At 62.3% G+C, this 22450-nt stretch carries 23 protein-coding genes; 12 read left to right on the forward strand and 11 right to left on the reverse strand.

Annotated elements, in window-relative coordinates:
• Position 1: 1 nt before the first annotated feature.
• The 3 genes from M1B34_RS06915 to M1B34_RS06925 form a co-directional block, all read right to left on the reverse strand.
• On the reverse strand, positions 2-2848 hold the full coding sequence (locus M1B34_RS06915; protein ID WP_268264726.1) for a class I adenylate cyclase: 2847 nt from the start codon (positions 2846-2848) through the stop codon (positions 2-4).
• Positions 2849-3022: 174 nt separating this feature from the next.
• Positions 3023-3268, reverse strand: a complete 246-nt coding sequence (locus M1B34_RS06920; protein WP_123327784.1) for a TIGR02647 family protein — start codon at positions 3266-3268, stop codon at positions 3023-3025.
• A 235-nt stretch (positions 3269-3503) separates the two neighbouring features.
• Positions 3504-3788, reverse strand: coding sequence for a hypothetical protein (locus M1B34_RS06925; RefSeq protein WP_123327783.1), 285 nt, complete (start codon positions 3786-3788; stop codon positions 3504-3506).
• Between the two features lie 124 nt (positions 3789-3912).
• On the opposite strand from M1B34_RS06925, the gene M1B34_RS06930 reads away from it, so the two are divergent.
• Positions 3913-4572, forward strand: a complete 660-nt coding sequence (locus tag M1B34_RS06930; RefSeq protein ID WP_268264727.1) for a glutathione S-transferase family protein — start codon at positions 3913-3915, stop codon at positions 4570-4572.
• Positions 4573-4632: 60 nt separating this feature from the next.
• Here the strand turns inward: M1B34_RS06930 and argH are convergent, their stop codons facing one another.
• On the reverse strand, positions 4633-6027 hold the full coding sequence (argH, locus tag M1B34_RS06935; protein ID WP_123327781.1) for an argininosuccinate lyase: 1395 nt from the start codon (positions 6025-6027) through the stop codon (positions 4633-4635).
• Between the two features lie 628 nt (positions 6028-6655).
• Between argH and M1B34_RS06940 the strand changes: the two genes are divergently transcribed.
• The 7 genes from M1B34_RS06940 (at position 6656) to rsd (ending at position 12962) form a co-directional block, all read left to right on the forward strand.
• On the forward strand, positions 6656-7402 hold the full coding sequence (locus tag M1B34_RS06940; protein ID WP_268264728.1) for a LytR/AlgR family response regulator transcription factor: 747 nt from the start codon (positions 6656-6658) through the stop codon (positions 7400-7402).
• Between the two features lie 127 nt (positions 7403-7529).
• Positions 7530-8471 carry a hydroxymethylbilane synthase gene (gene hemC, locus M1B34_RS06945; protein WP_268264729.1) on the forward strand — a complete coding sequence of 314 codons (942 nt, stop codon included), beginning with the start codon at positions 7530-7532 and terminating at the stop codon, positions 8469-8471.
• Positions 8468-9235, forward strand: coding sequence for a uroporphyrinogen-III synthase (locus M1B34_RS06950; RefSeq protein ID WP_268264730.1), 768 nt, complete (start codon positions 8468-8470; stop codon positions 9233-9235). The genes hemC and M1B34_RS06950 overlap by 4 nt, the downstream gene beginning before the upstream one ends.
• Before the next feature lie 16 nt (positions 9236-9251).
• A complete protein-coding gene (locus M1B34_RS06955; RefSeq protein ID WP_123327777.1) occupies positions 9252-10391 on the forward strand; it encodes a uroporphyrinogen-III C-methyltransferase in 1140 nt (379 codons plus the stop codon).
• Positions 10388-11626 carry a heme biosynthesis protein HemY gene (locus M1B34_RS06960; protein ID WP_268262658.1) on the forward strand — a complete coding sequence of 413 codons (1239 nt, stop codon included), beginning with the start codon at positions 10388-10390 and terminating at the stop codon, positions 11624-11626. Before M1B34_RS06955 ends, M1B34_RS06960 begins: the two co-directional genes overlap by 4 nt.
• Positions 11627-11773: 147 nt before the next feature.
• Positions 11774-12295 (forward strand): disulfide bond formation protein B, encoded by a 522-nt coding sequence (locus M1B34_RS06965; protein WP_268264731.1) that lies wholly within the window; start codon positions 11774-11776, stop codon positions 12293-12295.
• A gap of 208 nt (positions 12296-12503) precedes the next feature.
• Complete coding sequence (gene rsd, locus M1B34_RS06970; RefSeq protein WP_123327774.1) at positions 12504-12962, forward strand: sigma D regulator; 459 nt, start codon at positions 12504-12506, stop codon at positions 12960-12962.
• Positions 12963-13022: 60 nt separating this feature from the next.
• On the opposite strand, the gene M1B34_RS06975 is transcribed toward rsd, so the two are convergent.
• Complete coding sequence (locus M1B34_RS06975; RefSeq protein ID WP_268264732.1) at positions 13023-13688, reverse strand: FKBP-type peptidyl-prolyl cis-trans isomerase; 666 nt, start codon at positions 13686-13688, stop codon at positions 13023-13025.
• Positions 13689-13881: 193 nt separating this feature from the next.
• Between M1B34_RS06975 and M1B34_RS06980 the strand changes: the two genes are divergently transcribed.
• Positions 13882-14958, forward strand: coding sequence for an AlgP family protein (locus M1B34_RS06980; RefSeq protein WP_268264733.1), 1077 nt, complete (start codon positions 13882-13884; stop codon positions 14956-14958).
• Here M1B34_RS06980 and M1B34_RS06985 read toward each other — a convergent pair.
• Complete coding sequence (locus M1B34_RS06985; protein ID WP_123327771.1) at positions 14955-15419, reverse strand: TIGR02444 family protein; 465 nt, start codon at positions 15417-15419, stop codon at positions 14955-14957. The genes M1B34_RS06980 and M1B34_RS06985 overlap by 4 nt on opposite strands.
• A 50-nt stretch (positions 15420-15469) precedes the next feature.
• Between M1B34_RS06985 and M1B34_RS06990 the strand changes: the two genes are divergently transcribed.
• The 3 genes from M1B34_RS06990 (at position 15470) to M1B34_RS07000 (ending at position 18689) form a co-directional block, all read left to right on the forward strand.
• Positions 15470-17380, forward strand: a complete 1911-nt coding sequence (locus tag M1B34_RS06990; protein ID WP_123327770.1) for an ATP-binding cassette domain-containing protein — start codon at positions 15470-15472, stop codon at positions 17378-17380.
• Positions 17380-17961: a mechanosensitive ion channel family protein gene (locus tag M1B34_RS06995; protein ID WP_268264734.1), complete on the forward strand. Its 582-nt coding sequence runs from the start codon at positions 17380-17382 to the stop codon at positions 17959-17961. Before M1B34_RS06990 ends, M1B34_RS06995 begins: the two co-directional genes overlap by 1 nt.
• A 95-nt stretch (positions 17962-18056) precedes the next feature.
• Complete coding sequence (locus tag M1B34_RS07000) at positions 18057-18689, forward strand: LysE family transporter (protein WP_123327768.1); 633 nt, start codon at positions 18057-18059, stop codon at positions 18687-18689.
• A 56-nt stretch (positions 18690-18745) separates the two neighbouring features.
• Here M1B34_RS07000 and M1B34_RS07005 read toward each other — a convergent pair whose 3' ends face one another.
• The 5 genes from M1B34_RS07005 to M1B34_RS07025 form a co-directional block, all read right to left on the reverse strand.
• Positions 18746-19489, reverse strand: a complete 744-nt coding sequence (locus M1B34_RS07005; RefSeq protein ID WP_123327767.1) for a penicillin-binding protein activator LpoB — start codon at positions 19487-19489, stop codon at positions 18746-18748.
• A gap of 3 nt (positions 19490-19492) precedes the next feature.
• Entirely contained in the window at positions 19493-20080 is a 588-nt protein-coding gene (gene lpoB / locus M1B34_RS07010; RefSeq protein WP_268264735.1) for a penicillin-binding protein activator LpoB, read from the reverse strand.
• Between the two features lie 33 nt (positions 20081-20113).
• Positions 20114-20485: a YcfL family putative periplasmic lipoprotein gene (locus tag M1B34_RS07015; RefSeq protein ID WP_123327765.1), complete on the reverse strand. Its 372-nt coding sequence runs from the start codon at positions 20483-20485 to the stop codon at positions 20114-20116.
• A 12-nt stretch (positions 20486-20497) separates the two neighbouring features.
• A complete protein-coding gene (locus tag M1B34_RS07020) occupies positions 20498-21979 on the reverse strand; it encodes a COG3014 family protein (protein WP_268262662.1) in 1482 nt (493 codons plus the stop codon).
• 220 nt (positions 21980-22199) lie between these two features.
• A complete protein-coding gene (locus tag M1B34_RS07025) occupies positions 22200-22439 on the reverse strand; it encodes a hypothetical protein (RefSeq protein ID WP_425273498.1) in 240 nt (79 codons plus the stop codon).
• Positions 22440-22450: the final 11 nt, after the last annotated feature.

The raw sequence follows: 22450 nt of genomic DNA on the forward strand, positions 1-22450 counted from the left end.
GCTAGACCTGCTCGAGGGCGTCGTTCAGGGCGCGCTCCAGGCTGGCCTTGTATCGCAGATACACAATGCTGGGGCTTTGCACATCACCGATCAGACCGGACAGGTCCAGGTCGGTGATATAGCAGCGATAGCGCTGTGGCTCACGGCGTTGCGAGACGATTTCCTGAGCGACCACGGCAAACAGCTGGTCGGCATATTCCAGTTCGGAAAACTCCCGTTGATTGCAGTACAGCGAGACCTGCACCTGCCCGGGTGCAGCCTTGCCGATGATCGCCTGCACGTCATAAAAGGCCTTGCTGACCTGGGTCGGTGGGGCCGGGCGCGGTTCCACACGCCGGGCGCGGCCGCTGCCTGACGGCAGGATCTGGTAGTAGAGCGTCTCCAGGGGTATCACGTTGGGTGCCGCGTCCAAAGGCAGCAAGGCTTCGCGGCGATACAGGATTGACTGCAGGAAACGCTGCAGCGGCACCAGCAGGCTTTGCTCGTCGTGATACGGCAGGCGCTGCAGCCACAGGGCGTTGGTTTCATCGAGCACATACAGCTCGGCTTCTTCTTCCACGATCCGGTAGAACACCTGGATGCAGTCCGGCTGGCCCATGGGCAGGATCAGTGCCAGGTCGTGGTCTTCCAGGGCCATCGGGTCCAAGTGCAGCGGGCTGTAGCGGGCCTGCTCCGCGCCAAGATAATCGAGCAGCGCCGGCAAGGTGGCCAGGGCCACATGCTTGACCTGCCCGGGTACCAATTCCAGTACGTGGTAGTGCTGCTGGACCTGCACCAGGTAGCGATGGTTGAGCTGGCTGAGCAGCAGGTTCTGTGCGGTATCGAAGACTTCCTCGACCCGCTGCGCGATGAACTGCGCGCGGTTGTGGCAGAAACAGCGCACCCGCAGTCGCGGCTGTGGCCCGCTGGGCAGGTTGTTGAGGTAGTCGCGCAGGCAGTCCAGCAAGGCATGTTCGCCGTCGTAACGGCCCACCATGACTTCGTTCCAGCTGTTGAGGGTGACTTGGTCCAGGGTCAGGACCAGGTTCTCGCGAACACCGGCGTAACTCAGGGAGTCGGTGCGCTCGGTGGTCATCAGGATGTTCAGTTCCCGGTGATGTTTGAGCGGGTCGACGCCGACGTTGACCAGTAGCAGCACTTCGCTGGGGACGCTGGCGTGCAGCAGTTGTTCTTCGCTGACGGTGGCCAGGGGCAGGGCGACCGTCTGTTGCAGGCTGCCCAGCAGGTTGAACAGCTCGAACTCGCTCAAATCACTGCTGCCGGGGTGCAGGGCCAGGCGCGTGCTGCTGTCGATCACGCCGTTGCGGTGGCACCAGGTCAACAGTTCCAGCAGCTCGCGGCAGCGCTTGATCGGGGCGAAATGCTCCCATTCCAGGGCGTTCAGGTTGCCGTTGTACAGGCCCCAATGGGTTTGCCCCGGCTCCCGCTTGCTGGGCGACTGCACCAGGGTCAGGGTGTCTTCGGCCAGGTCGGGCGCGATCCCTGGGTTGATGAACTCGACCTTTCCGGCTTTGCGCTCGAACGCTGCATACAGGCGCCGGCCCAGCACATTGAGGTCGCGCTTGTTGATCAGGCTGACGGTCTGTTCGTTGCGGGCGAACTGGGTCAGGAAGCGATAGCTGTAGTTCAGTTCATTGACCAGGGCTCGGCGTTCGGCGCTGACCTGGCGCACTTTCCACTGGCTGCGGCTGTCGAGCATGGCCAACTGCCGTGGCTCCCAGCCCCATTCGTTGGCCAGGCGCTCCAGCAACGAGCGCTGCCAACTGGCGCTGCGGGCTCCGTTATTGCCGGTGAGCTTGCGATTGACCTTCAGGTACAGGCTGCGGCGCACCAGTTCCAGGCGCTCAGGTTCGCCCCGGGCCAGGAGGTACTCCTCGATGCGCCGGTACACCACGATGTACGGGTCCAGCTCATCGAGGTCGAGGCGGTTGGCAAACACCGCTTGCTTGAAGCGCAGGCTCAGGCACTGCACCTGCGGGTGTTCGCTGGCGTAGACCTCGGTCAGTAGCAGCTTGAGCACCGATTTGTAGGGCGACTCGATGCCCTTGAACAACTGCCAGAGCCCGGCACCTATAAACTCGCCGGGAGGGATATGGGCCAGGTGCCCCAGGTCGAGGTTTTCGTCGGCGGGAATAAAGCGCTTGGACAGCAACGTGTGGGTGTACTGCTCGTAGCGCGCCTCTTCGTAGACCGGCACCAACCACCAGAGTGGAGTGCGGCCGGCCAGCCAGATGGCGGTGCGGTAAAACTCGTCCAGCAACAGGTAATGCTGGGTGGTGCCGCAGTTTTCCGAGCTTAATTGGGTGTCACGTTCGCCTTGGGCAAAGCGGCGCGGGTCGATCAGAAAGAAGTGCGCTTCGGCGCCCTGGCTGTCGGCCCAGGCTTCCAGCAGTTGGCATTTCTTCTGTAACTCCGCCAGCTCGTTTTCCCCGAGGTTTGGGGCGTGGCACACCCACAGGTCCATGTCGCTCTGATCGGCCTGGGCCAGGGTCCCCAGGCTGCCCATCAGGAACAGGCCATGAATCGGCCGTGGCACGCTACCGGGCCGGCTCTTGTAGGAAAACGAACGAGTCAGGCGCTGGGCTTCGGCCAATGCCTGGGCGTCAGGTTCGTAATTCGATAGCCCGGCCGGCGTGCTGCCGGACACATAACCGGGCAGCAGCGGGTGATTGACGTGAAAAAACAGCGGCAGCAGGTTGAGCACCAGTTGCTGGCGCGACGACAGGCCTTCCATCGCCCGGCCCAGGCGGCCCTCATTGAGTTTCAGAAAGCGCCCACGCAGCTGGCTGAGTACCTTGCGGTCGATTCCCTCGTCCAGGTCGGGGCGGATTTCATGGGTGCGGGTCATTTCAAGCACTGCTCGAAGATAGGAGGCCTCAGGGCGCTGAGCAGTTTACCGCCAGTCGCCGGTGACCTTTAAGCTGATTTTTGTTTTTTGACGCCAGATTTTTAGCGCTAGGAAGAGGTGTGCCCGCGGAATCCGACAGACGGGGATCCCGTGGGCCATACAGGAGCGTGGCGTTTAAGCGGCTTCGGCGACGGACAGGATGGTCAGCAACCCTTGTGCATGCTCGGCGGCATCCCGACCCAGGCTGGTCAGGTAACCCCCGTCGGGCTGGGTAATCAGTTCTTTATCAAATAGGCGTTGCGCGGCAGAGATGGCAGAAGGCGTAGCGGTCTGATGGATTTTCAAACCTTCCTGGGAGTTGTCCAGGTTGAAGAGTGCAAGGATTTCCAGTTCGGCAACCAACTCAGGGGTATACGACATAAGGACTCCAGACTTTCTAGGAATTAGACGACAGCGTCCTTAAGGTGAACGCAGTTGTGCGGCCTGTCCAGTATTCGCTACGGACTTTTATGCCCTTGGCGGGCGGCGTTTGGCCGCAGTCGGGTTCCCAGTGTAGTCAGGGTTGAACGATCTGTCGGTGCAGATTGCCGGGCGCGGCGACTGGCGTGGTATTGCAAGGGTTTGCAGCACCTGCCCGCCGCGCTCCGGCGACGCCTCAGGACTTTTCTGGCGGCAACTCTGGCAGGGCCCGCAAGGCCGCTTCATACCATTGGGTATTGAAGGCGCGGTCTTCTTCGAGAATGGCGTCGATTTCCACGGCCAGCACATGGGCCATGAGGCTGAGGATTTCTTCCCGTTCGTAGCCGACCAGGGTCAACTTGTTGAACGTGGCCTTGGCCGCTGGTGGGTTGTCGCTTTCGATCTGGTTTTCGATGGCTTCAATCAGGGTGGTTTCGGCGAACGCTTCTTCGTCGTTGTCGATATCGGTTGGCTCGCTCATGGCAGGCTCCTCAAGGAAAGGCCGCCAGTTTACCTGTATTCATTGACCTGATGCTGCTGGTCACAGGGCCGTTCACCCTCTATAAGAATCCCTGCCAACCCCTGCGCGGCCTGGAGGCTATGTGATGCTCAAGCTTTATGGATTCTCCGTCAGCAACTACTACAACATGGTGAAGCTGGCACTGTTGGAAAAAGGACTGCCCTTCGAAGAGGTGCCCTTTTATGCCGGTCAGAGCCCTGAGGCGCTGGCCATCAGCCCTCGGGGCAAAGTCCCGGTACTGGGTGTGGAGCAGGGCTTTATCAACGAGACCAGCGTGATTCTCGACTACCTGGAGCGCACTCAGCCTGGCCCGGCGCTGCTGCCGAGCGACCCGTTCCAGCGGGCCCAGGTGCTGGCCCTGGCCAAGGAAATCGAGCTGTACATCGAGTTGCCGGCGCGGGCTTGTTATGCCGAGGCGTTTTTTGGCATTTCGGTGGCGGAGGCCATCAAGGAAAAAGCCAAGGCTGAGTTGCTGTTGGGGTTTGCCTCGCTGGAACGGCATGGCAAGTTCGCGCCCTATGTGGCGGGCGACAGTATGAGCGTGGCGGACCTGTACTTTATGTACAGCGTAAGCCTGGCCTGCGCGGTGGGGCATAAACTCTTCGGGGTGGACTTTCTGGCGTCGATGCCGGCGGCGAAAGCTTTGTTGGAGCGCTTGGAGCAGATGCCTAATGCTCAGCGCATCGCAGCAGACAAGGACGCGGCCATGCCGCAGTTCCTGGCGATGATCGCCAGCAAGAAGTAGTTTCGCTACCTGCCATGCGCAAGCCCGCTTCCGGTTGGAGCGGGCTTGCTGGCAATGGGATCAGCGACTGGCCAGCAGCGCCTGGCCACGTACCACGGCAGCCTTGACCTGTGCCGGCGCGGTGCCGCCGATATGGTCACGGGCGTTCACCGAGCCTTCCAGGGTCAGCACGGCAAACACGTCTTGCTCGATCTGGTCGCTGAAGGTGCGCAGTTCTTCCAGGCTCATTTCCGCCAGGTCCTTGCCCTTTTCCACGCCGTATTTCACTGCATGGCCAACGATTTCGTGGCAGTCACGGAATGGCAGGCCGCGGCGCACCAAGTAGTCGGCCAGGTCGGTGGCAGTGGAGAAACCGCGCAGCGCCGCCTCACGCATGATCGCGTGCTTGGGCTTGATGGCCGGGATCATGTCGGCGAAGGCACGCAGCGAGTCGCGCAGGGTGTCGGCGGCATCGAACAGCGGTTCCTTGTCTTCCTGGTTGTCCTTGTTGTAGGCCAGGGGTTGGCCTTTCATCAGGGTCAGCAGGCCCATCAGCGCGCCGAATACACGGCCGCTCTTGCCGCGCACCAGCTCGGGCACATCGGGGTTTTTCTTTTGCGGCATGATCGAGCTGCCGGTGCAGAAGCGGTCCGGCAGATCGATGAACTGGAACTGCGCACTGGTCCACAGCACCAGCTCTTCGGAGAAGCGCGACAGGTGCATCATCGCGATGCTGGCGGCCGAGCAGAATTCGATGGCGAAGTCGCGATCTGAGACGTTGTCCAGGGAGTTGCCACCCACGGCGTCGAAGCCCAGCAGTTGCGCGGTGTATTCACGATCGATCGGGTAGGTGGTGCCGGCCAGTGCGGCGCTGCCCAGGGGCATGCGGTTGGTGCGCTTGCGGCAATCCACCAGGCGCTCGTAGTCGCGGCTGAGCATTTCGAACCAGGCCAGCATGTGGTGCCCGAAGGTCACTGGCTGTGCCGTCTGCAGGTGGGTGAAGCCCGGCATGATGGTCTCGGCTTCGCGCTCGGCTTGCTCCAGCAGGCCTTTTTGCAAGCGGGTGATTTCCCCGAGGATCAGGTCGATCTCGTCCCGCAGCCACAAGCGGATATCGGTTGCCACCTGGTCGTTACGGCTGCGGCCGGTGTGCAGCTTCTTGCCGGTGATACCGATGCGGTCGGTCAGGCGCGCTTCGATGTTCATGTGCACGTCTTCAAGGTCGACGCGCCAGTCGAAATTGCCGGCCTCGATTTCACCTTGGATGGTGCTCAGGCCGTCGATGATGCTGTCGCGCTCGGCATCGGTCAGCACGCCGACCTTGGCCAGCATCGTGGCGTGGGCGATGGAGCCCATGATGTCGTGGCGATACAGGCGCTGGTCGAAAGTGACAGAGGCGGTGAAGCGGGCGACGAAGGCGTCGACGGGTTCACTGAAGCGGCCGCCCCAGGACTGATTGGTCTTGTCAGTGCTCATGAATTCGCTCGTGATGTGCTGAAGAAAGATGGCGTGAAAAGTTGCCGCGGATAATAACAGGGTTGCCCGGGCTGTCGCTGGCACTGGTCGGGGGCATTTTATTTATATCGAGGTGCTTCCGGACGCTTGTCGCCGCTGCTTGAGGCGCGGAGACTGGCTCGGCGGCCCTGCACGGTTGGCAGGGGCGGGACGAGGCCTCAGGCGCAACGGCGATATCGAGCAAAGGATATTTATCGATTGAGCAATATCGTCTTGGCAACCGTCTACAGTTGGACTGTAGGGCCCGTGCGATTGCGCACGCTGTAACGATTTCGCAGCGGGCCTGGCAATCGAATTTCAAGACCGCTTTCGTCCAGACAGCCACCCCATGCAAAGAGGGTGGCGCGGCCAGGGTGGATGCCGACTACAAAGAAGAGGGGGGCTTTGTGTTGATGAACCGCATTCCCTGCGACGCCGTCGCGCATCCATCGGCCTTGAGCGGTTTCGGGCAGGCACGGGCAAATTTTGCTGCCCGACCTGCGGCACTTTTTGGCCTTCGCACTAGTCTTAGCGTGGATCGCCGTGACGGACGTCACTTCACCTGTCTACGCTATCCTTGTGCGAGACTCACGCAGGAATCCAGCGCAATATGAATGTCCTGATCGTTGATGACGAACCCCTAGCCCGCGAGCGCCTGAGCCGCATGGTCAGTGAGCTTGAGGGATACAGTGTCCTGGAGCCCAGCGCCACCAATGGCGATGAGGCATTGGCCCTGATCGACAGCCTGAAACCGGATATCGTCTTGCTCGATATCCGCATGCCCGGCCTGGATGGACTGCAGGTCGCCGCCAAATTATGTGAACGCGAGTCGCCGCCGGCGCTGGTGTTCTGCGTCAGCCCCGACGAGTTTCCCGTTGACGCATTCAGCGCCAGCGAAGTCGGTCATCTGCTCAAACCGGTGCGCCCCGAGTCGTTGCTCGAAGCCTTGAAAGCCGCCGAAAAACCCAACCGGGTGCAACTGGCGGCGCTGACTCGACCGGCAGCCGAGAGTGGCAACGGCCCGCGCAGCCATATCAGCGCCAGAACCCGCAAAGGCATCGAGTTGATTCCCCTGGATCAGGTGGTCTATTTCATTGCCGATCATAAGTACGTGACCTTGCGCCATGAAGGCGGGGAAGTCCTGCTGGATGAGCCGCTCAAAGCCCTGGAAGATGAGTTTGGCGAGCGTTTCGTGCGCATCCATCGCAATGCCCTGGTGGCCCGCGAGCGTATCGAACGCTTACAGCGCACCCCTCTTGGGCATTTCCAGCTGTACCTCAAAGGGCTCAATGGCGACGCGTTGATCGTCAGTCGGCGCCATGTGGCCGGCGTACGCAAAATGATGCAACAGCTTTAGGGCGGGGCTTCGACGAGCCACCGGGTGGCTCCCCGCGCCTGTGCGGACAGGGCGCGGCTGATACAAGTCAAAGCGGATTTGGCTGAGCTGTTATTATCTGCCGTATCTATTCAGTACGGATTGATCCATGTCCTCTCGCGAAATCCGCATCGCTACCCGCAAAAGTGCTCTGGCCTTGTGGCAGGCCGAATACGTCAAGGCCCGCCTGCAAGAGGCCCATCCCGGCCTCGTGGTGACCCTGGTGCCCATGGTCAGTCGCGGCGATAAATTGCTTGATTCGCCCTTGTCGAAAATCGGTGGCAAGGGCCTGTTCGTCAAAGAGCTGGAAACCGCGCTGCTCGAGAACGAAGCCGACATCGCTGTGCACTCCATGAAAGACGTGCCCATGGATTTCCCTGAAGGCCTGGGCCTGTTTTGCATTTGCGAGCGGGAAGACCCGCGTGATGCTTTCGTCTCCAATACCTATGCCAGCCTCGACGACCTGCCCCAGGGCAGCGTGGTCGGCACCTCGAGCCTGCGCCGCCAGGCCCAACTGCTGACCCGTCGCCCGGACCTGCAAATCCGCTTCCTGCGGGGCAACGTCAACACTCGCCTGGCCAAGCTCGATGCCGGCGAGTACGACGCGATCATCCTCGCTGCCGCCGGTCTTATCCGTCTGGGCTTCGAAGCGCGCATCCGCTCCTCCATCAGCGTCGATGACAGCTTGCCCGCCGGTGGCCAGGGCGCAGTGGGGATCGAGTGCCGCACCGCCGACACGGAGATTCATGCCTTGCTGGCACCGCTGCACCACGCGGACACCGCTTCCCGGGTGACCGCCGAGCGTGCCCTCAACAAACATTTGAACGGTGGCTGCCAAGTGCCGATCGCCTGCTACGCAGTGCTGGAGGGCGACGAGCTCTGGCTGCGCGGCCTGGTGGGCGAGCCCAGCGGTGGCCTGCTGCTCAGCGCCGAAGCCCGAGGCCCCCGTGGCGCAGCGACGGAGTTGGGAGTTCAGGTGGCTGAAAACCTGCTGGCCCAGGGCGCTGACGACATCCTGCGGGCGGTCTATGGCGAGGCCGGCGAAGAGTGACGGGCTGGCGTTTGCTGTTGACCCGACCTGAGGACGAATGCGTTGCCTTGGCCGCGGTCCTGGCTGATGCCCAGGTCGCCAGCAGCAGCTTGCCGTTATTGGATATCGAGGCGTTACCCCTCACGCCTGCCCGGCGTTCAACCGTGCTGGAGCTGGATCGTTACTGTGCGGTGATCGTGGTCAGTAAGCCCGCTGCACGGCTGATGCTGGCGCTGCTGGGTGAGCATTGGCCGCAGCCACCGCGCCAACCCTGGTTCAGCGTGGGCGCGGCCACGGGTGCGATTCTCGCTGACCACGGCCTGGACGTGTTCTTTCCCGAGCAGGGGGATGACAGTGAGGCCTTGCTTGAACTTCCCCAATTGCGCGAGGCTATCGAACGGCCTGACCCTCGGGTATTGATCGTGCGTGGCGAAGGCGGGCGCGGGTTGCTGGCTGAGCGCATGCGCAGCCAAGGTGCTAGTGTCGATTATCTGGAGCTCTACCGTCGTGGGGTGCCTGTGTATGCCGAAGGCGTGCTGGCGCAGCGCATTACTGTGGAACGCTTGAACGGCCTGGTGGTCAGCAGTGGACAGGGCTTCAGCCATTTACGGCAGTTGGCCGGTGCGGCCTGGCCGCAGTTGGCGAAGATGCCGTTGTTTGTTCCAAGCCCACGGGTTGCCGAGATGGCACGCGCCGCTGGAGCTGAAAAAGTTGTGGATTGCCGTGGCGCCAGCGCCGCGGCCTTGCTAACGGCGTTACGGGAGCAACCCGTGCCCGTTCTCTAACGCAAAGGATGGATACGTGAGCGAAACAGCCTTGCCCAAAGATCAAGTGCAGCCGGTGCTTGAGACACCGACCGAACCCGTTCCCCCTGTTGTGCAGCGCCGTGGCAATGGGGTGGCGATTCTAGCCCTGCTGCTGGGTGCCGCAGGTGTCGCTGCCGGCGGCTGGGGAATCTGGCAGGTGCGTAGCCTGCAAGCCCACAACCTGCAGCAGTCGGAGCAGTTACAGGCGCTGAACGATCAGGCCCAGAGCTCCAAACTCAGCGAGCAGCGTTTCAGTGCGCGGCTTGAGCAACTGCCGCCAGCGGATGAGCTGGAAGACCGGCGCCGCCTGGTGGCCCAGTTGCAGGGCGATCAGCAGCGTCTCAACCAGCGCCTGGAAAGCGTCCTCGGTGCCAGCCGCAAGGATTGGCGCCTGGCCGAGGCCGAGCACTTGCTGCGCCTGGCCAGCCTGCGGTTGTCTGCCCTGCAAGACATCACCAGCGCCCAGGCGTTGGTCCAGGGCGCGGACGATATTCTTCGTGAGCAGAATGACCCGGGCGCCTTTGCCGCTCGCGAGCAAGTGCTCAAGAGCCTGGCCGCCTTGCGCAGCACCCAGCAGCCGGACCGTACCGGGCTGTTCCTGCAACTGGGCGCCTTGCGCGATCAGGTGCTCGACCTCAATGCCCTGGCCCCCGAGTTCAAGGACCGTGGCGATTCCCTGCCGGGCCTGACCGCCGATGGTGACGGCGCCAGCCTCTGGTCACGAGCCTGGGCGGAGCTTTCGCGGTATTTCCGCATTGACTTCAACGCTGACAAAAACATTCGGCCGCTATTGGCCGGGCAAAGCCTGACTCAGGTGCGCCTGGCCTTGAGCCTGGCCCTGGAGCAAGCGCAGTGGGCCGCCTTGAATGGCCAGGCTCCGGTATACGGGCAGGCGCTGACCGAGGCTCGGGATGTACTGAAAACCAACTTCAACCAGGACGACCCGCAGACCAAGGTCATGGTGGAGCGCCTGGCCGAGTTGAGCCAGCAGCCGGTGACCGTGGTCACGCCGGACCTGGCCAAGACCCTGAGCGCGGTCCAGGCGTACCTTGAGCGGCGCAACCTGAACGCTGAAGACTCGGTGAAACCTCTGGCCAAGCCTGCTGCGAGCACCGCGCAGGAGACCAGCCCATGAAGCGCGTGTATGTGATTGTGCTGTTGCTGATCGCTGCGATCGGCTTGCTGGGTCTGGCGATTGCCGAGCATCCCGGTTACGTGCTGATCGCGTACAGCAACTTCCGTTATGAATCGAGCCTGTGGGCCACCCTGGCCTTGGTTGCACTGATCTGGCTGCTGATCTGGGGCATCAAGCTGCTGATCGAGCTGGTGCTGGTTTCCGGTGGTGTGGTCAACCCCTGGTCGCGGCGCAACCGCAGCCGTCGGGTGCAGATCGCCATCGAGCAGGGGCAGATGGACCTGGCCGAAGGACGCTGGGCCAGTGCGCAGCGGCATCTGCATCGGGCCGCCGAAGCCGAGCGTCAGCCGCTGCTGTATTACCTGGGCGCTGCCCGGGCAGCCAACGAGCAGGGGCACTACGAAGAGTGCGACCGTCTGCTGGAGCGCGCCCTGGAGCGCCAGCCGCAAGCTGAATTGGCGGTGGCCTTGAGTCACGCGCAAATGCAGACCGACCGTGGTGATACCGACGGCGCACTGGTTACCCTGCAGGCCATGCATGAGCGTCACCCCCACAGCGTCCAGGTGCTGCGCCAGTTGCAGCGGCTGCATCAGCAGCGTGGCGACTGGTCGGCGGTGATTCGCCTGTTGCCTGAGTTGCGCAAGGACAAGGCATTGCCCGCCAGCGAGTTGCTGGAACTGGAGCGCCGGGCCTGGGGTGAAAACCTGACCCTCGCCGCGCGTCGTGAAGAAGATGCCACTGCCGGTTTGCAGTCCCTTAATCGCGCCTGGCAACAATTGACTTCGGCCCAGCGCCAAGAGCCGCCATTGATCTTGGCCTACGCCGAGCAACTGCGTCAGTTGGGAGCGGAAGCCGAGGCCGAGGAAGTGCTGCGCACGGCGATGAAGCGCCGGTACGAAAGCCATCTGGCCCGTCTGTATGGCCTGGTGCGTGGCAGTGACCCAGCGCGCCAGCTGCAAACCGCTGAGCAATGGCTGAAGGACCATCCCGATGACCCGAGCCTGTTGCTGACCCTGGGCCGTCTCTGCCTGCAAAGCAGCCTGTGGGGCAAGGCCCGGGATTATCTGGACAGCAGCTTGCGGGTGCAGCGCAATCCGGAAGCCTGTGCCGAGCTGGCGCGCCTGCTGGCGCAGTTGGGCGACACCGAGCGCAGCAACCAGCTGTTCCAGGAAGGCCTGGGGTTGCTGGACGAGCGTTTGCTGGCGTCGCCGCTGCCCGTGCCCGCCAGGGCCTGACCTGGCACCCAGTCCGGCTGCCTGAGCAGGGCAGCCGGTTTTTTTCGCTCTGGTTTTCGTGGTGGCCGCTTTGCGGCATGGCGCTCCTTGAAAGGGGCCTGCGCTTTCTCTACCGTGACTGCCTGTTTCTTCCGTTACGGATCTGTCATGTCGTTGGCCGGCTCGCGCGTGCTGTTCTCCCTGATGTTTCTGCTGGGGGCCTTGGCCTCATGGGCGGCGTTTTACCTGCAATCCGGCGGCGGCCTCGACTCTTGCCCGCTTTGGAGTGCGCAGCGCGGTCTTCTGGTGTTGCTCGGCGTGTCCAACCTGATTGCCGCCGCACACGGGCCGCGCCGCCTGGGGCGCTTGCTGTACTGGGGGCTGAATCTGTTCTGGGGCTTGCTGGGCGTGGTCACGGCCGGGCGTCATGTGCTGTTGCAGAACATCCCCTCCGAGCAATTGCTGGCCTGTGTGCCGGACCTGCCGTTCATGCTGCGTCATTTTTCCTGGTGGCAGACACTGCAGTTGGCGTTCAAGGGCACGTCCGACTGCGCTGAAGTCAGCTGGACGTTGCTGGACATGAGCCTGCCGGAATGGAGCCTGCTGGTTTTTGTCGCTGTACTGATGGTCAGCGGCTACCAGCTATGGCGCCGGTTGCAGGCCCTCTGGCAGGCGCCGGTCTTGTCTTGAGTCAGTATTTGCGCAGGGCAGGCGGATTAAACGCTTGTATGAACTTTATCTCCTGCGTACCTTGAAGCCATTGTCGTGCGGGCATAATCTGGCCCGCACGCGTCATTGGAATTATGTTGCTCGATGCTGTTCTGCCTGGCTGCTGCTTGAGTCTTCAAGTCCCGCAGCAGGTGTAGACGGCATGACCCATAAGGGAAGAGAGATCGCCATGCTCGAAAGTTGTCAGAATGCTCAGGAACGCTGGGGTGGGGTGCACCTGCTGATCGATCGCTGGCTCCAGGAGCGTCACGAACTGGTTCGGGCCTATGACGCCCTCGGTGCCAAACCTGAGGCACTGGCCGAGAGCAAAGCCCCGTTGCAGGAGTTCTGCGCCATTTTGGTGGACTACGTGTCGGCAGGGCATTTCGAAATCTACGAGCAGCTGACCAGCGAAGCCAAGGCCTTTGGCGACAAACGCGGCCTGGAACTGGCGGAGACCCTTTACCCGCGCATCGATGTGATCACTGAAAAGCTGCTGGCCTTCAACGATCTGTGTGATGAAGGCAAATGCGTGGCGCAGAAATTCCAGGAGCTCGGCGGCCTGTTGCATGAGCGCTTCGAACTGGAAGATTGCCTGATCGAAGTCCTGCACAACGCTCACAAGGAAGAAGCGGCTGCCCAAGCTTGAAGGGAGGCGTGAGGTTGACCGAAACGGTGCGCATGGCGCGCCGTTTTTCGTTGTCGGGCCTCAGCTTTTTGTGCCCAGTAATTCAACCTCAAACACCAGAGGCGTGTAGGGCGGGATCAGGTCGCCGGCACCGTCCGCGCCATACGCCTGGACCGACGGGATCACCAGCCGCCACTTGGCGCCCGTAGGCATCTGCTGCAACGCGCTGCGCCAGCCGGCGATCACGCTGTCCAGGCGAAACCACTGCGGTTGCTGGTTCTGATCGAACAGCGTGCCGTCAGGCAGGCGACCCACATAACGTACTTGCACCGAACCGTCCGCGCCGGCCTTGGCGCCGCTGCCGGGGGTGAGTTCGGTGAGCAGGATGCCGTCTGCCAGTTCGCGCACACCGGGCTTGGCTTTCTCGGCGCTGAGAAAACGCTGCTCGTTTTCCAGGGCCACTTCTGTTTGTGGCTTGGCCGATTGCTCGCTGACCTGGGCATCGTGTTGGGCGAGGATCTGTTCGATACGCTCATCCTTGAGTGCCAGGGGCTGGCCTTGATAGGCCGCTTTCAAACCTTCGATCAAGGCCTGGAGCTGCAGCTCGGGGACTTCTTCGCGCAGGCGTTCACCGAGGCTGGCGCCAAGGCTGTAAGCCAGGTCGTGAGCATCATTCGGTGCCGGCTCGGTGGCGGCGTGAGCCACTGGCACAAGCCAGATCAAGGATAAAAAAAGGTAGCGTGACATGGGCACTCTCCGGCCTGAGATGGTGGGGATTATGCCAGTGGCGATGGTCACGCTGGTGAGCAACTTCGAGTCGCGTGCAGAACATTTTCAATCGGCTGCAACGCGGGGCTTTCGATACTGTCAACATGCCCTAGCGGCGGTAGCAGCAGAGGTCTAGTATGAGCCGCAACTCACGTCAGCCAGGAGGTAAACCATGTCGGCCAATAAGAAGCCTGTAAGTACTCCGTTGCATTTACTCCAACAGTTGTCGGGCAGCCTGCTCGAGCATTTGGAAAACGCCTGTTCCGAGGCCTTGGCTGATGCTGAAAAACTGCTCGCCAAGTTGGAAAAACAACGGGGTAAAGCGCAGGAAAAACTGCACAAGTCGCGCACCAAATTGCAGGACGCCGCAGCGGCCGGCAAAGCCAAGGCGCAAGGCAAGGCCAAGGGTGCAGTGAAAGATCTTGAAGACCTGCTGGATGCTCTGAAAGAGCGTCAATCGGAAACCCGCACCTACATTCTGCAACTCAAGCGCGATGCCCAGGAAAGCCTGAAACTGGCCCAGGGTGTTGGTCGCGTGAAAGAAGCGGTGGCCAAAGTCTTGACCACCCGTGATGCCAAGCCAGCAGCGGCTGCGGCGAAGAAGCCTGCCGCCAAACCGGCAGCAGCCAAAGCAGCCCCTGCAAAATCGACCGCTAAACCTGCTGCCAAGGCACCCGCCAAGCCAGCGGCCAGTGCTGCCAAGCCGGCGGCGAAACCTGCGGCCAAAACCGCAGCCGCCAAGCCTGCTGCCAAACCGGTTGCGGCCAAAACCGCGGCGGCTAAACCTACCGCCAAACCGGCTGCCAAGGCCCCGGTGAAAGCCGCGGCAAAACCAGCGACCAAGCCAGCCGCCAAAACCGCAGCGGCCAAACCGGCAGTGGCCAAGCCGGCCGCTAAACCCGCTGTTGCCAAGGCTGCGGCCAGCAAGCCAGCGGCGCCTAAAACCCCGGTGAAAGCCGCCGCTAAACCTGCTGCGAAGCCAGCCGCTAAACCGGCTGCCGCTGCCAAACCAGCCACTGCAGCCAAGCCAGCCGCGGCTGCTGCCAAGCCCGCTGCTAAACCGGCCGCCAAGCCAGTGGCGAAAAAACCAGCCGCCAAACCTGCTGCCGCTAAACCGGCCACCGCTCCTGCGGCCGCCAAGCCAGCGACACCTGCCGCACCTGCTCCAGCTGCTTCGCCAGCACCGGCAGCCACTCCGGCCGCTCCTGCGTCGGCCGCTGCCAGCAGCACCCCAGGCAGCGCTTCCTAAGCGCTGGTCACCGCGACACGCAGCACCTGCAGCGCGTCGCGGTTGAAGTTGGCGGCTTCGGCCGCCACTCCTTCCAGCCAGGCCGACAAATCGTCCGCCTGCCCCTCTGGCCAGTCCTCGGCCACATCTTGCAAACGCATTAACAATTGCCGTTCCGCTTCCAGTTCCAGGGCTTTGACCTGTTCGCGCAAGATCCGCAGTTCCGGATCCTGGCCGGCCGCCGAGCGCCATTGATTGCGTAACTGGCGTAACGGTTGCACCACGTCCCGGTGCCAGGGCTCGGCCTGCTCGCGTAGCAACTCAAGCCGTTGCGCAGTGCAGGCCACGCCACGCTCACCGAGCCAAGCGGCGCACAGCAGCAGACAGACATTGGCACCGGCCCCCTGCAATTGCAGGCACGCCGCTTCGACGCCGGAAAGGGCGTAGGTCTTGAGGGTAAAGCTCCACAGGTCAGAGGACATATTCCTACTCGCGCCAGTTGCGAGCGAAGCTGGTAGACTCCGCCGCCATTATGATTCGACTTCAGAACCTGACTTTACAGCGTGGCCCGCAACGTCTGCTAGAAGACGCCGAGCTGACCCTGCACGCCGGCCATAAAGCCGGCTTGATCGGTGCTAATGGCGCCGGCAAATCCAGCCTTTTCGCCTTGTTGCGCGGTGAGCTGCACCCGGATTCCGGGGACTGCTTCCTGCCCGCCGACTGGCGCATTGCCCACATGCGTCAGGAGGTCGATACCCTCGAACGCCTGGCCGTGGACTATGTGCTCGATGGCGACCTGCGTCTGCGTCAGGTGCAGCGTGAGCTGGCGGCGGCCGAAGCGTCCCACGACGGTGCTGCCCAGGCGCGCCTGCATGCCGAACTGGATAGCGCCGACGGTTACACCGCCGACGCCCGGGCGCGCAAATTGCTGGCGGGCCTGGGGTTCACCAACGAGCAGATGGACCGTCAGGTCGGCGACTTCTCCGGGGGCTGGCGGATGCGCCTGAACCTGGCCCAGGCGCTGATGTGCCCGTCGGACCTGTTGCTGCTCGACGAGCCCACCAACCACTTGGACCTCGACGCCATTATCTGGCTCGAAGAGTGGCTCAAGAGCTACCCGGGCACCTTGCTGCTGATCTCCCACGACCGCGACTTCCTGGACGCCGTGGTGGATCACGTGGCCCACGTCGATCAGCGCAAAATCACGCTTTATCGCGGCGGCTACAGCGCCTTTGAACGCGCCCGTGCCGAGCGTCTGGCCCAGCAACAGCAGGCCTACGAGAAGCAGCAGGCGCAACGGGCGCACATGGAAAGCTACATCGCGCGGTTCAAGGCGCAGGCCACCAAGGCCCGCCAGGCCCAGAGCCGGATCAAGGCCCTGGAACGCATGGAAGAGCTGTCGGCGGCCCATGTCGATTCGCCGTTCGACTTCACCTTCCGCGAGTCGATGAAGATCTCCAGCCCCTTGATCGATCTCTCCGACGCGCGCCTGGGTTACGGCGAGCGGGCGGTGCTGGAGAAGGTCAAGCTGCAACTGACCCCCGGCGCGCGGATCGGTTTGCTGGGCCCCAACGGTGCCGGTAAATCGACCCTGATCAAGAACCTGGCCGGTGAACTCCAGCCGCTGTCGGGCCGCCTGACCCGTGGCGAGAACACCGTGGTCGGCTACTTCGCCCAGCATCAGTTGGACTCCCTGGATTCCAAGGCCAGCCCGTTGCTGCACTTGCAGCGCCTGGCCCCCACCGAGCGCGAGCAGCCCCTGCGCGACTTCCTCGGCGGCTTTGATTTCCGTGGCGCGCGCATCGACGAGCCGGTGCTGAATTTCTCCGGCGGCGAAAAAGCCCGCCTGGCCCTGGCGCTGATCGCCTGGGAGCGGCCCAACCTGTTGCTGCTCGACGAACCCACCAACCACCTGGACCTGGAGATGCGCCTGGCCTTGACCATGGCCCTGCAAGAGTTCAGTGGCGCGGTGCTGGTGGTGTCCCACGATCGCCACCTGCTCAAAAGCACCACCGACAATTTCTACCTGGTGGCGGACGGTAAGGTCGAGGAGTTCGATGGCGACCTGGACGACTACACCCGCTGGCTGGTGGATTATCGCCAGCGCAATGCGCCGGTCAGCAACACCCCGGTTAACCCGGACAAGACCGACAAAAAGGCCCAGCGCCAGGCCGCTGCTGCCCTGCGTCAGCAGTTGGCGCCGCACAAGCGTGAAGCCGACAAGCTGGAAGCCGAACTGGGCAAGGTCCATGAGCGCCTGGCCAAGATCGAAGCCAGCCTGGGCGACAGCGGCATCTACGAGGCGGCGCGCAAGGACGAATTGCGTGACCTGCTGGCTGAACAGGCCAAGCTCAAGGTCCGTGAAGGCCAGCTGGAAGAGTCCTGGATGGAAGCCCTGGAGCTGCTGGAAAGCCTGCAGGCGGAGTTGGAGGCCTTATCCTGATGGAGGCGTTGCAGTTGTCGTTGCCGGCACAATGGATCGAGCCGCTGTGGATTGGCGTGCAGATTCTGCTGATCCTGTTGGTGGGCTACCTGGCCCAGCGTTTCGTTGCCCGTTGCCTGACTCGCCTGGGCGAGCGTTACCCTTTCCCGCCGCAATTGCTGATGCCCCTGCGTGGCGGCCTGCGCTGGCTGATCATGGGCAGCGCGCTGATCTTTGTCCTGGAGCGCCTGGGCGTTTCTGCCACGGTGCTGTGGACCGCCTTGTCCGGCTTTGTCGCCGTGGCCGCGGTGGCCTTCTTCGCCATGTGGAGTGTGCTCTCCAACCTGCTCTGCGCGATTTTGATCTTCACCGTCGGGCCATTCCGCCTGGGCGATCTGGTGGAGCTGGTGGACACGGTGGACAAGCCCGGCGTCAAAGGCCGGGTGGTGGCGATCAACCTGCTCTACACCACCCTGATCGAAGTCGAAGAGGCCGGCACCGGCAGCGCCATGGTGCAAGTGCCCAACAGCCTGTTCTTCCAGCGTTCGGTACGCCGTTGGCGCGGTGCCGACGCCTTGCCCCTGAGCTCCGGCGGCAAGTAGCCCCGGGCCTTTGTCGGCGCCGAAAAAAACGATAGTCATCCGCCAGCCGGCGCATTAGCTTAGGCACCTGAACCGATTTCGAGTCGAGGTGTGCGATGGTTTTTGAGACATGGCTGGCGTTTTTTGCCGCCTGCTGGGTGATCAGTCTTTCCCCGGGCGCAGGCGCTATTGCGTCGATGTCCTGCGGGCTGCAATACGGTTTCTGGCGCGGTTACTGGAACGCCCTGGGCCTGCAGCTTGGCCTGGCGCTGCAGATCGCCATTGTCGCTGCGGGCGTGGGCGCGATTCTCGCGACCTCCGCCACGGCCTTCTATGCCATCAAATGGTTCGGCGTGGCCTACCTGGTGTACCTGGCGATCAAGCAATGGCGCGCCTTGCCCAGCGACCTCAGTGACGACGCCGCCATTCGCCCGATCGGCAAGCCCCTGGCCCTAGTGTTTCGCGGCTTCCTGGTGAACGTAAGCAACCCCAAGGCCCTGGTGTTCATGCTCGCGGTGCTGCCGCAGTTCATCGACCCGCACGCGCCGCTGGTGCAGCAGTACCTGATCCTCGGCGTGACCATGATCGTGGTCGATCTGATAGTCATGGCTGGCTACACCGGGCTGGCGTCCAAGGTGTTGCGCCTGCTGCGTACGCCGACCCAGCAACGGCGCATGAACCGCACCTTTGCCGGGTTGTTCATTGGCGCCGCGGGGTTGCTGGCGACCATCCGCAAAGCCGCGATCTAAACCGCAGGCACAAAAAAAGGCGACCCTTGGGGTCGCCTTTTTCGTTTACAGACGCTTTAGCGCAGGATCACTGGCGCGCTGTCCGGCGGCAGGTTATTGCGCACCGGTGCACGGCCTGGTTGCTCATAGCCACCGCGACCCAGCTGCTCGGCGATTTGCCGGGCAACGTCTTCACCGAGGGTCTTCGAGACTTCACGGACCACACGCGGGCGATTCAGCGAAACACGAATGTCGCGGCTGTTCACCAGCTTGGTGTCCTGGCCTTCGCCCATGGCGGTAAAGGCCGAGGTGATCTCGAAGGTCTTGGTGTTGATCAGGCTGAAATCCGCCACCAGGGTCAGCCCCAGCACCGCCGAGTAGCTGTTGGTATTGGCCAGCTCGTTGATGTCCTGGGTGAAGTCGATGTCCGACAAGGTGCCGAACAGCACGTAGTCGGCGCCCTTGAAGTTGCCGGCCTTGATGCGCTTGATCACGTCATAGACGTTGGTCTTGGACGCATCGGTGTGCGGCGAACCTTGCACCAGCTGGAACATGCCGGAGCGCAGGATCTCGCCCTTGATGTCGCCGGTGAACTTACGCAGTTCGCCTTCTTCGATGTAGCTGCTGCTGGACTCCATCTCGTTGTAGCTCGACGAGCCGCTGGCGCTGTAATAACCCTCGCGGTAATTGCTCTGCGCCGAGACCACGTGGATGTATTCCTGCACACGTTCCTGGTAGGCCAGGTCCATGACTGCAACTTTCGGGGCCGCCTGGGCGCTGAACGCACAGGCCAGGGCCAGGATGCCAATCCATGCACGCATTGTTTAACGCTCCGTGGTCTTGCGGATCTCTTTCTCGTCCATCCACTCGGCCAGACCGCTTTCAACGTCGATCAATTGCAGGCTGAACTTGTAGAAGACGTCCTTGTAGTCGCTGCTGCGCTTGACGATGGAGCTGATCGAGCCTTCAAGACGGTATTTGGCGGCGATCATGTTGCCGGTCTTGGCCACCGTGCCTTTCTTGTACAGGCCGCTCTGGTTTTGTAGCTTGAGCTGGTCGACCTGGCTCTGCATGGCGTTGTTGTCGCTGGCGAAGCGGGCGGTGCCGGACTTCATCAACTGGGTCTTGATCGAGGTGGTGATCTCGCGGGTATCGATGTACTCGCTGGTCTTGTTCTTCACGTCGTAGACCTGAACCACCGGGCGACCTTGCAGGATGCCGGACTGGGCCAGGGAGCGAGTCATGGACTCGGCGATCATCTGCAGGTCGGTGGAACCGAACTCGTTGGTCACCAGTTCCACGGCCTTGCTGTCGCCGTAGCCGATGTTCTTGCCGCCCAGTACAGGCGAGTTGTTGGCGCAGCCGCTGGCCAGAAGGGCGACTATGGCGATGCAGGAAAAGCGTGCAAACATGACGGTGCTCTCTTAATCGAATTCAAAAACGGCTTATTGGGTTTTGACTTCCATGCGGAAATCGGTCGCCTGCGGAACCGGGGCAATGGCCGGCAGGAAGGTGGCCTGGGCGGCGTACAGGTTGAAGACTTTCCAGCTTTCTTCGTCGGCCACCGGGAAACCGTCGTCGCCCAGCCAGACAAAGCGGTAGTACATGGTCATGTTGGTGTGGCTGGTGTTGTTCAGCGCCACCTTGACCGTCAGGAAGCCGTTTTCACGGGCAACCCGCATCGCACCGACGGCGATGTTGTTGAATTTGTTCATCACCACGACCTTGCTCGCGGCGCTGCCGGGTGCCGGAGGTGGAGGGGTGGCGCAGCCGGCCAGGAGGGCCAGTGCGGCGACGGCGATAAGGTTAAAGCGCATGAGCGACTCCGCTTAAGGTTGTTTGAGGGTGGCGATGGCTTGGGCGTTGGGGTTGGCGATCACTTGCGCGGCAAGGCCGCTGGTGAAGACCTGGTTGCCGACCACGCGCAGCGCGACCACTTGGTAGCGTTGTTCGATCTTGACCTGGACCCGGGTGCCGCCCAGGGCGTTGGGCAGGCTGATCTGGTGGTCGCCCTGCTTGAGGCGCAGGCGCACCACCTGGGTGTTGTCCGGCAAGGTGCGCCAGGTACGGGTGTCGGCGCCTTCGGTGACCGCCGATGCCAGGCCCACGGCCAGCCCGGCCAGTGGGTTGACGTCGTTCAGTTGCTTTTGCGCCACGCCACGGGTCACGGCGCGCACGGTGGTGCGCAGGATGATCCCCGGCATGTCGTCACGCAGGGCGCGGCGGGACATGGCAGTGGTGCTGTTGAGTTGGGTCAGGTCCTGTTGCTGTTCATCCACCACGATCTGGGTGAACGCCTGGGTCGAGGTGTCCGGCTTGATGACCGGGAACGACAGCGGGGTGATCACCAAGTTGCCGCTGATGGGCAGGGGCAGGGGAATACGGATCGAATCGCGGGCCGGCGCCAGGCCGCTTTGCACCACGATCAGCACGTCGCTGTCGTTGGATTCCACCACCGGGGCGACCACGGCTTTGGCGGCGACCTTTTTCGAGGCCTTGCGGCTCGATTTACCCGATGGCTTGACGCTGACCAGGTCCGCCGGGGCGTCGAGGTTCAGCAGGGCCTTTTCCAGCAGCGGGGTGTTGGGGCGCAGCTCGGCGGCTTTGCGGTAGCCCGGTGCAGCCAGGTCTTTCTCACCCAGGGCTTCGTAGACGAAACCGGCCAGGTAGTGGCTGAACGCACTCTGGTAGCTGTTTTTCAGGTTGACCACGTCTGGCGCGTCAAGGGAGGCCACCGGGTAGCCCTGAAGGTCCTTGTACTCGGTCTTGACCCCTTGCTTCTCGGCCTCTTCCTCGCGCTTGAGGTATTCCTTGTCGCGCAGTTCGGCGATCACGGCTTCGCGTTCGTGGGTCTTCTTGATGGCGCTGCGGGCGCCGTCGAAATCATTCTGGGCCAGCAGGTTGAGGGCCATCTGGGTGGTCAGCATGACTTTTTCGTAGTCGTAGCCTTCGTAGCGACGCACCTTGTCGTTGACCAGGAAGCTGCCGAACTGGGCCAGGTACTTGTCGGTGTCGAGCTTGACCGAGTCTTCCCAGTTGCCCACCACTTGATCGGCATGCTGCCAGGCGGCCTGGCTACCGTTCAGGTCGCCCTTGGCCCGCAATAGCTCACCTTTCTCGAAGTAATAGAGCAGGTCTTTGTCTTCACCGGTGTTGTTCTTTTCCAGCAGGACCAGGGCGGCGTCGACGTGACCGGCGCTGAGTTGCTGGTTGGTTTCCTGGAGTTCGTTGTCGTAGCTGCGAAAGGCAGAACAACCGGCAAGTAGGGTGACGGCGCTGAGCGCGAGCGAAGTGAGGGCGCGGGATGCCATGAGCGATACTTCTTCCCTGAAAATTGGCAGCCGAATGCAGGTCTGGCTGTAAGGACCTCTTGGTCTAGGTATCGGGCGATCCTGCCAATTCTTCATTAAAAAATATGGCTGATTCCATATCGCAATAACGAAGGCGCGGCATTATAGACACCGGATGCTGGCTCTGTAATGGCTTTTTAGCTCAACTTTTGCGGCCGATGCCACTACGCGTACACGCTGTCTATGGCGCCTGGCTGGCGACCTCTCTAGCCCGCATAACCTGGCCCGAAACAAACACCTGGTGACCCACCACCCGCAGGTTGATGACCTGATAGGGCAGGTTTACCTTGACCTTGATCGGCAGGCTGTTGGCCACGCTCAGGTGCTGTTCGCCCTTCTTCAGGCGCAGGCGTACCACCTGGGTGTTGTCCGGCAAGGTACGCCAGGTGCGGGTGTCGGCTTTTTCACGCAGCTCCAGCATGACCAGGTCTT

Origin of the sequence: Pseudomonas morbosilactucae (genome assembly GCF_023241715.1) — a bacterium.
Lineage (GTDB): Bacteria > Pseudomonadota > Gammaproteobacteria > Pseudomonadales > Pseudomonadaceae > Aquipseudomonas > Aquipseudomonas morbosilactucae.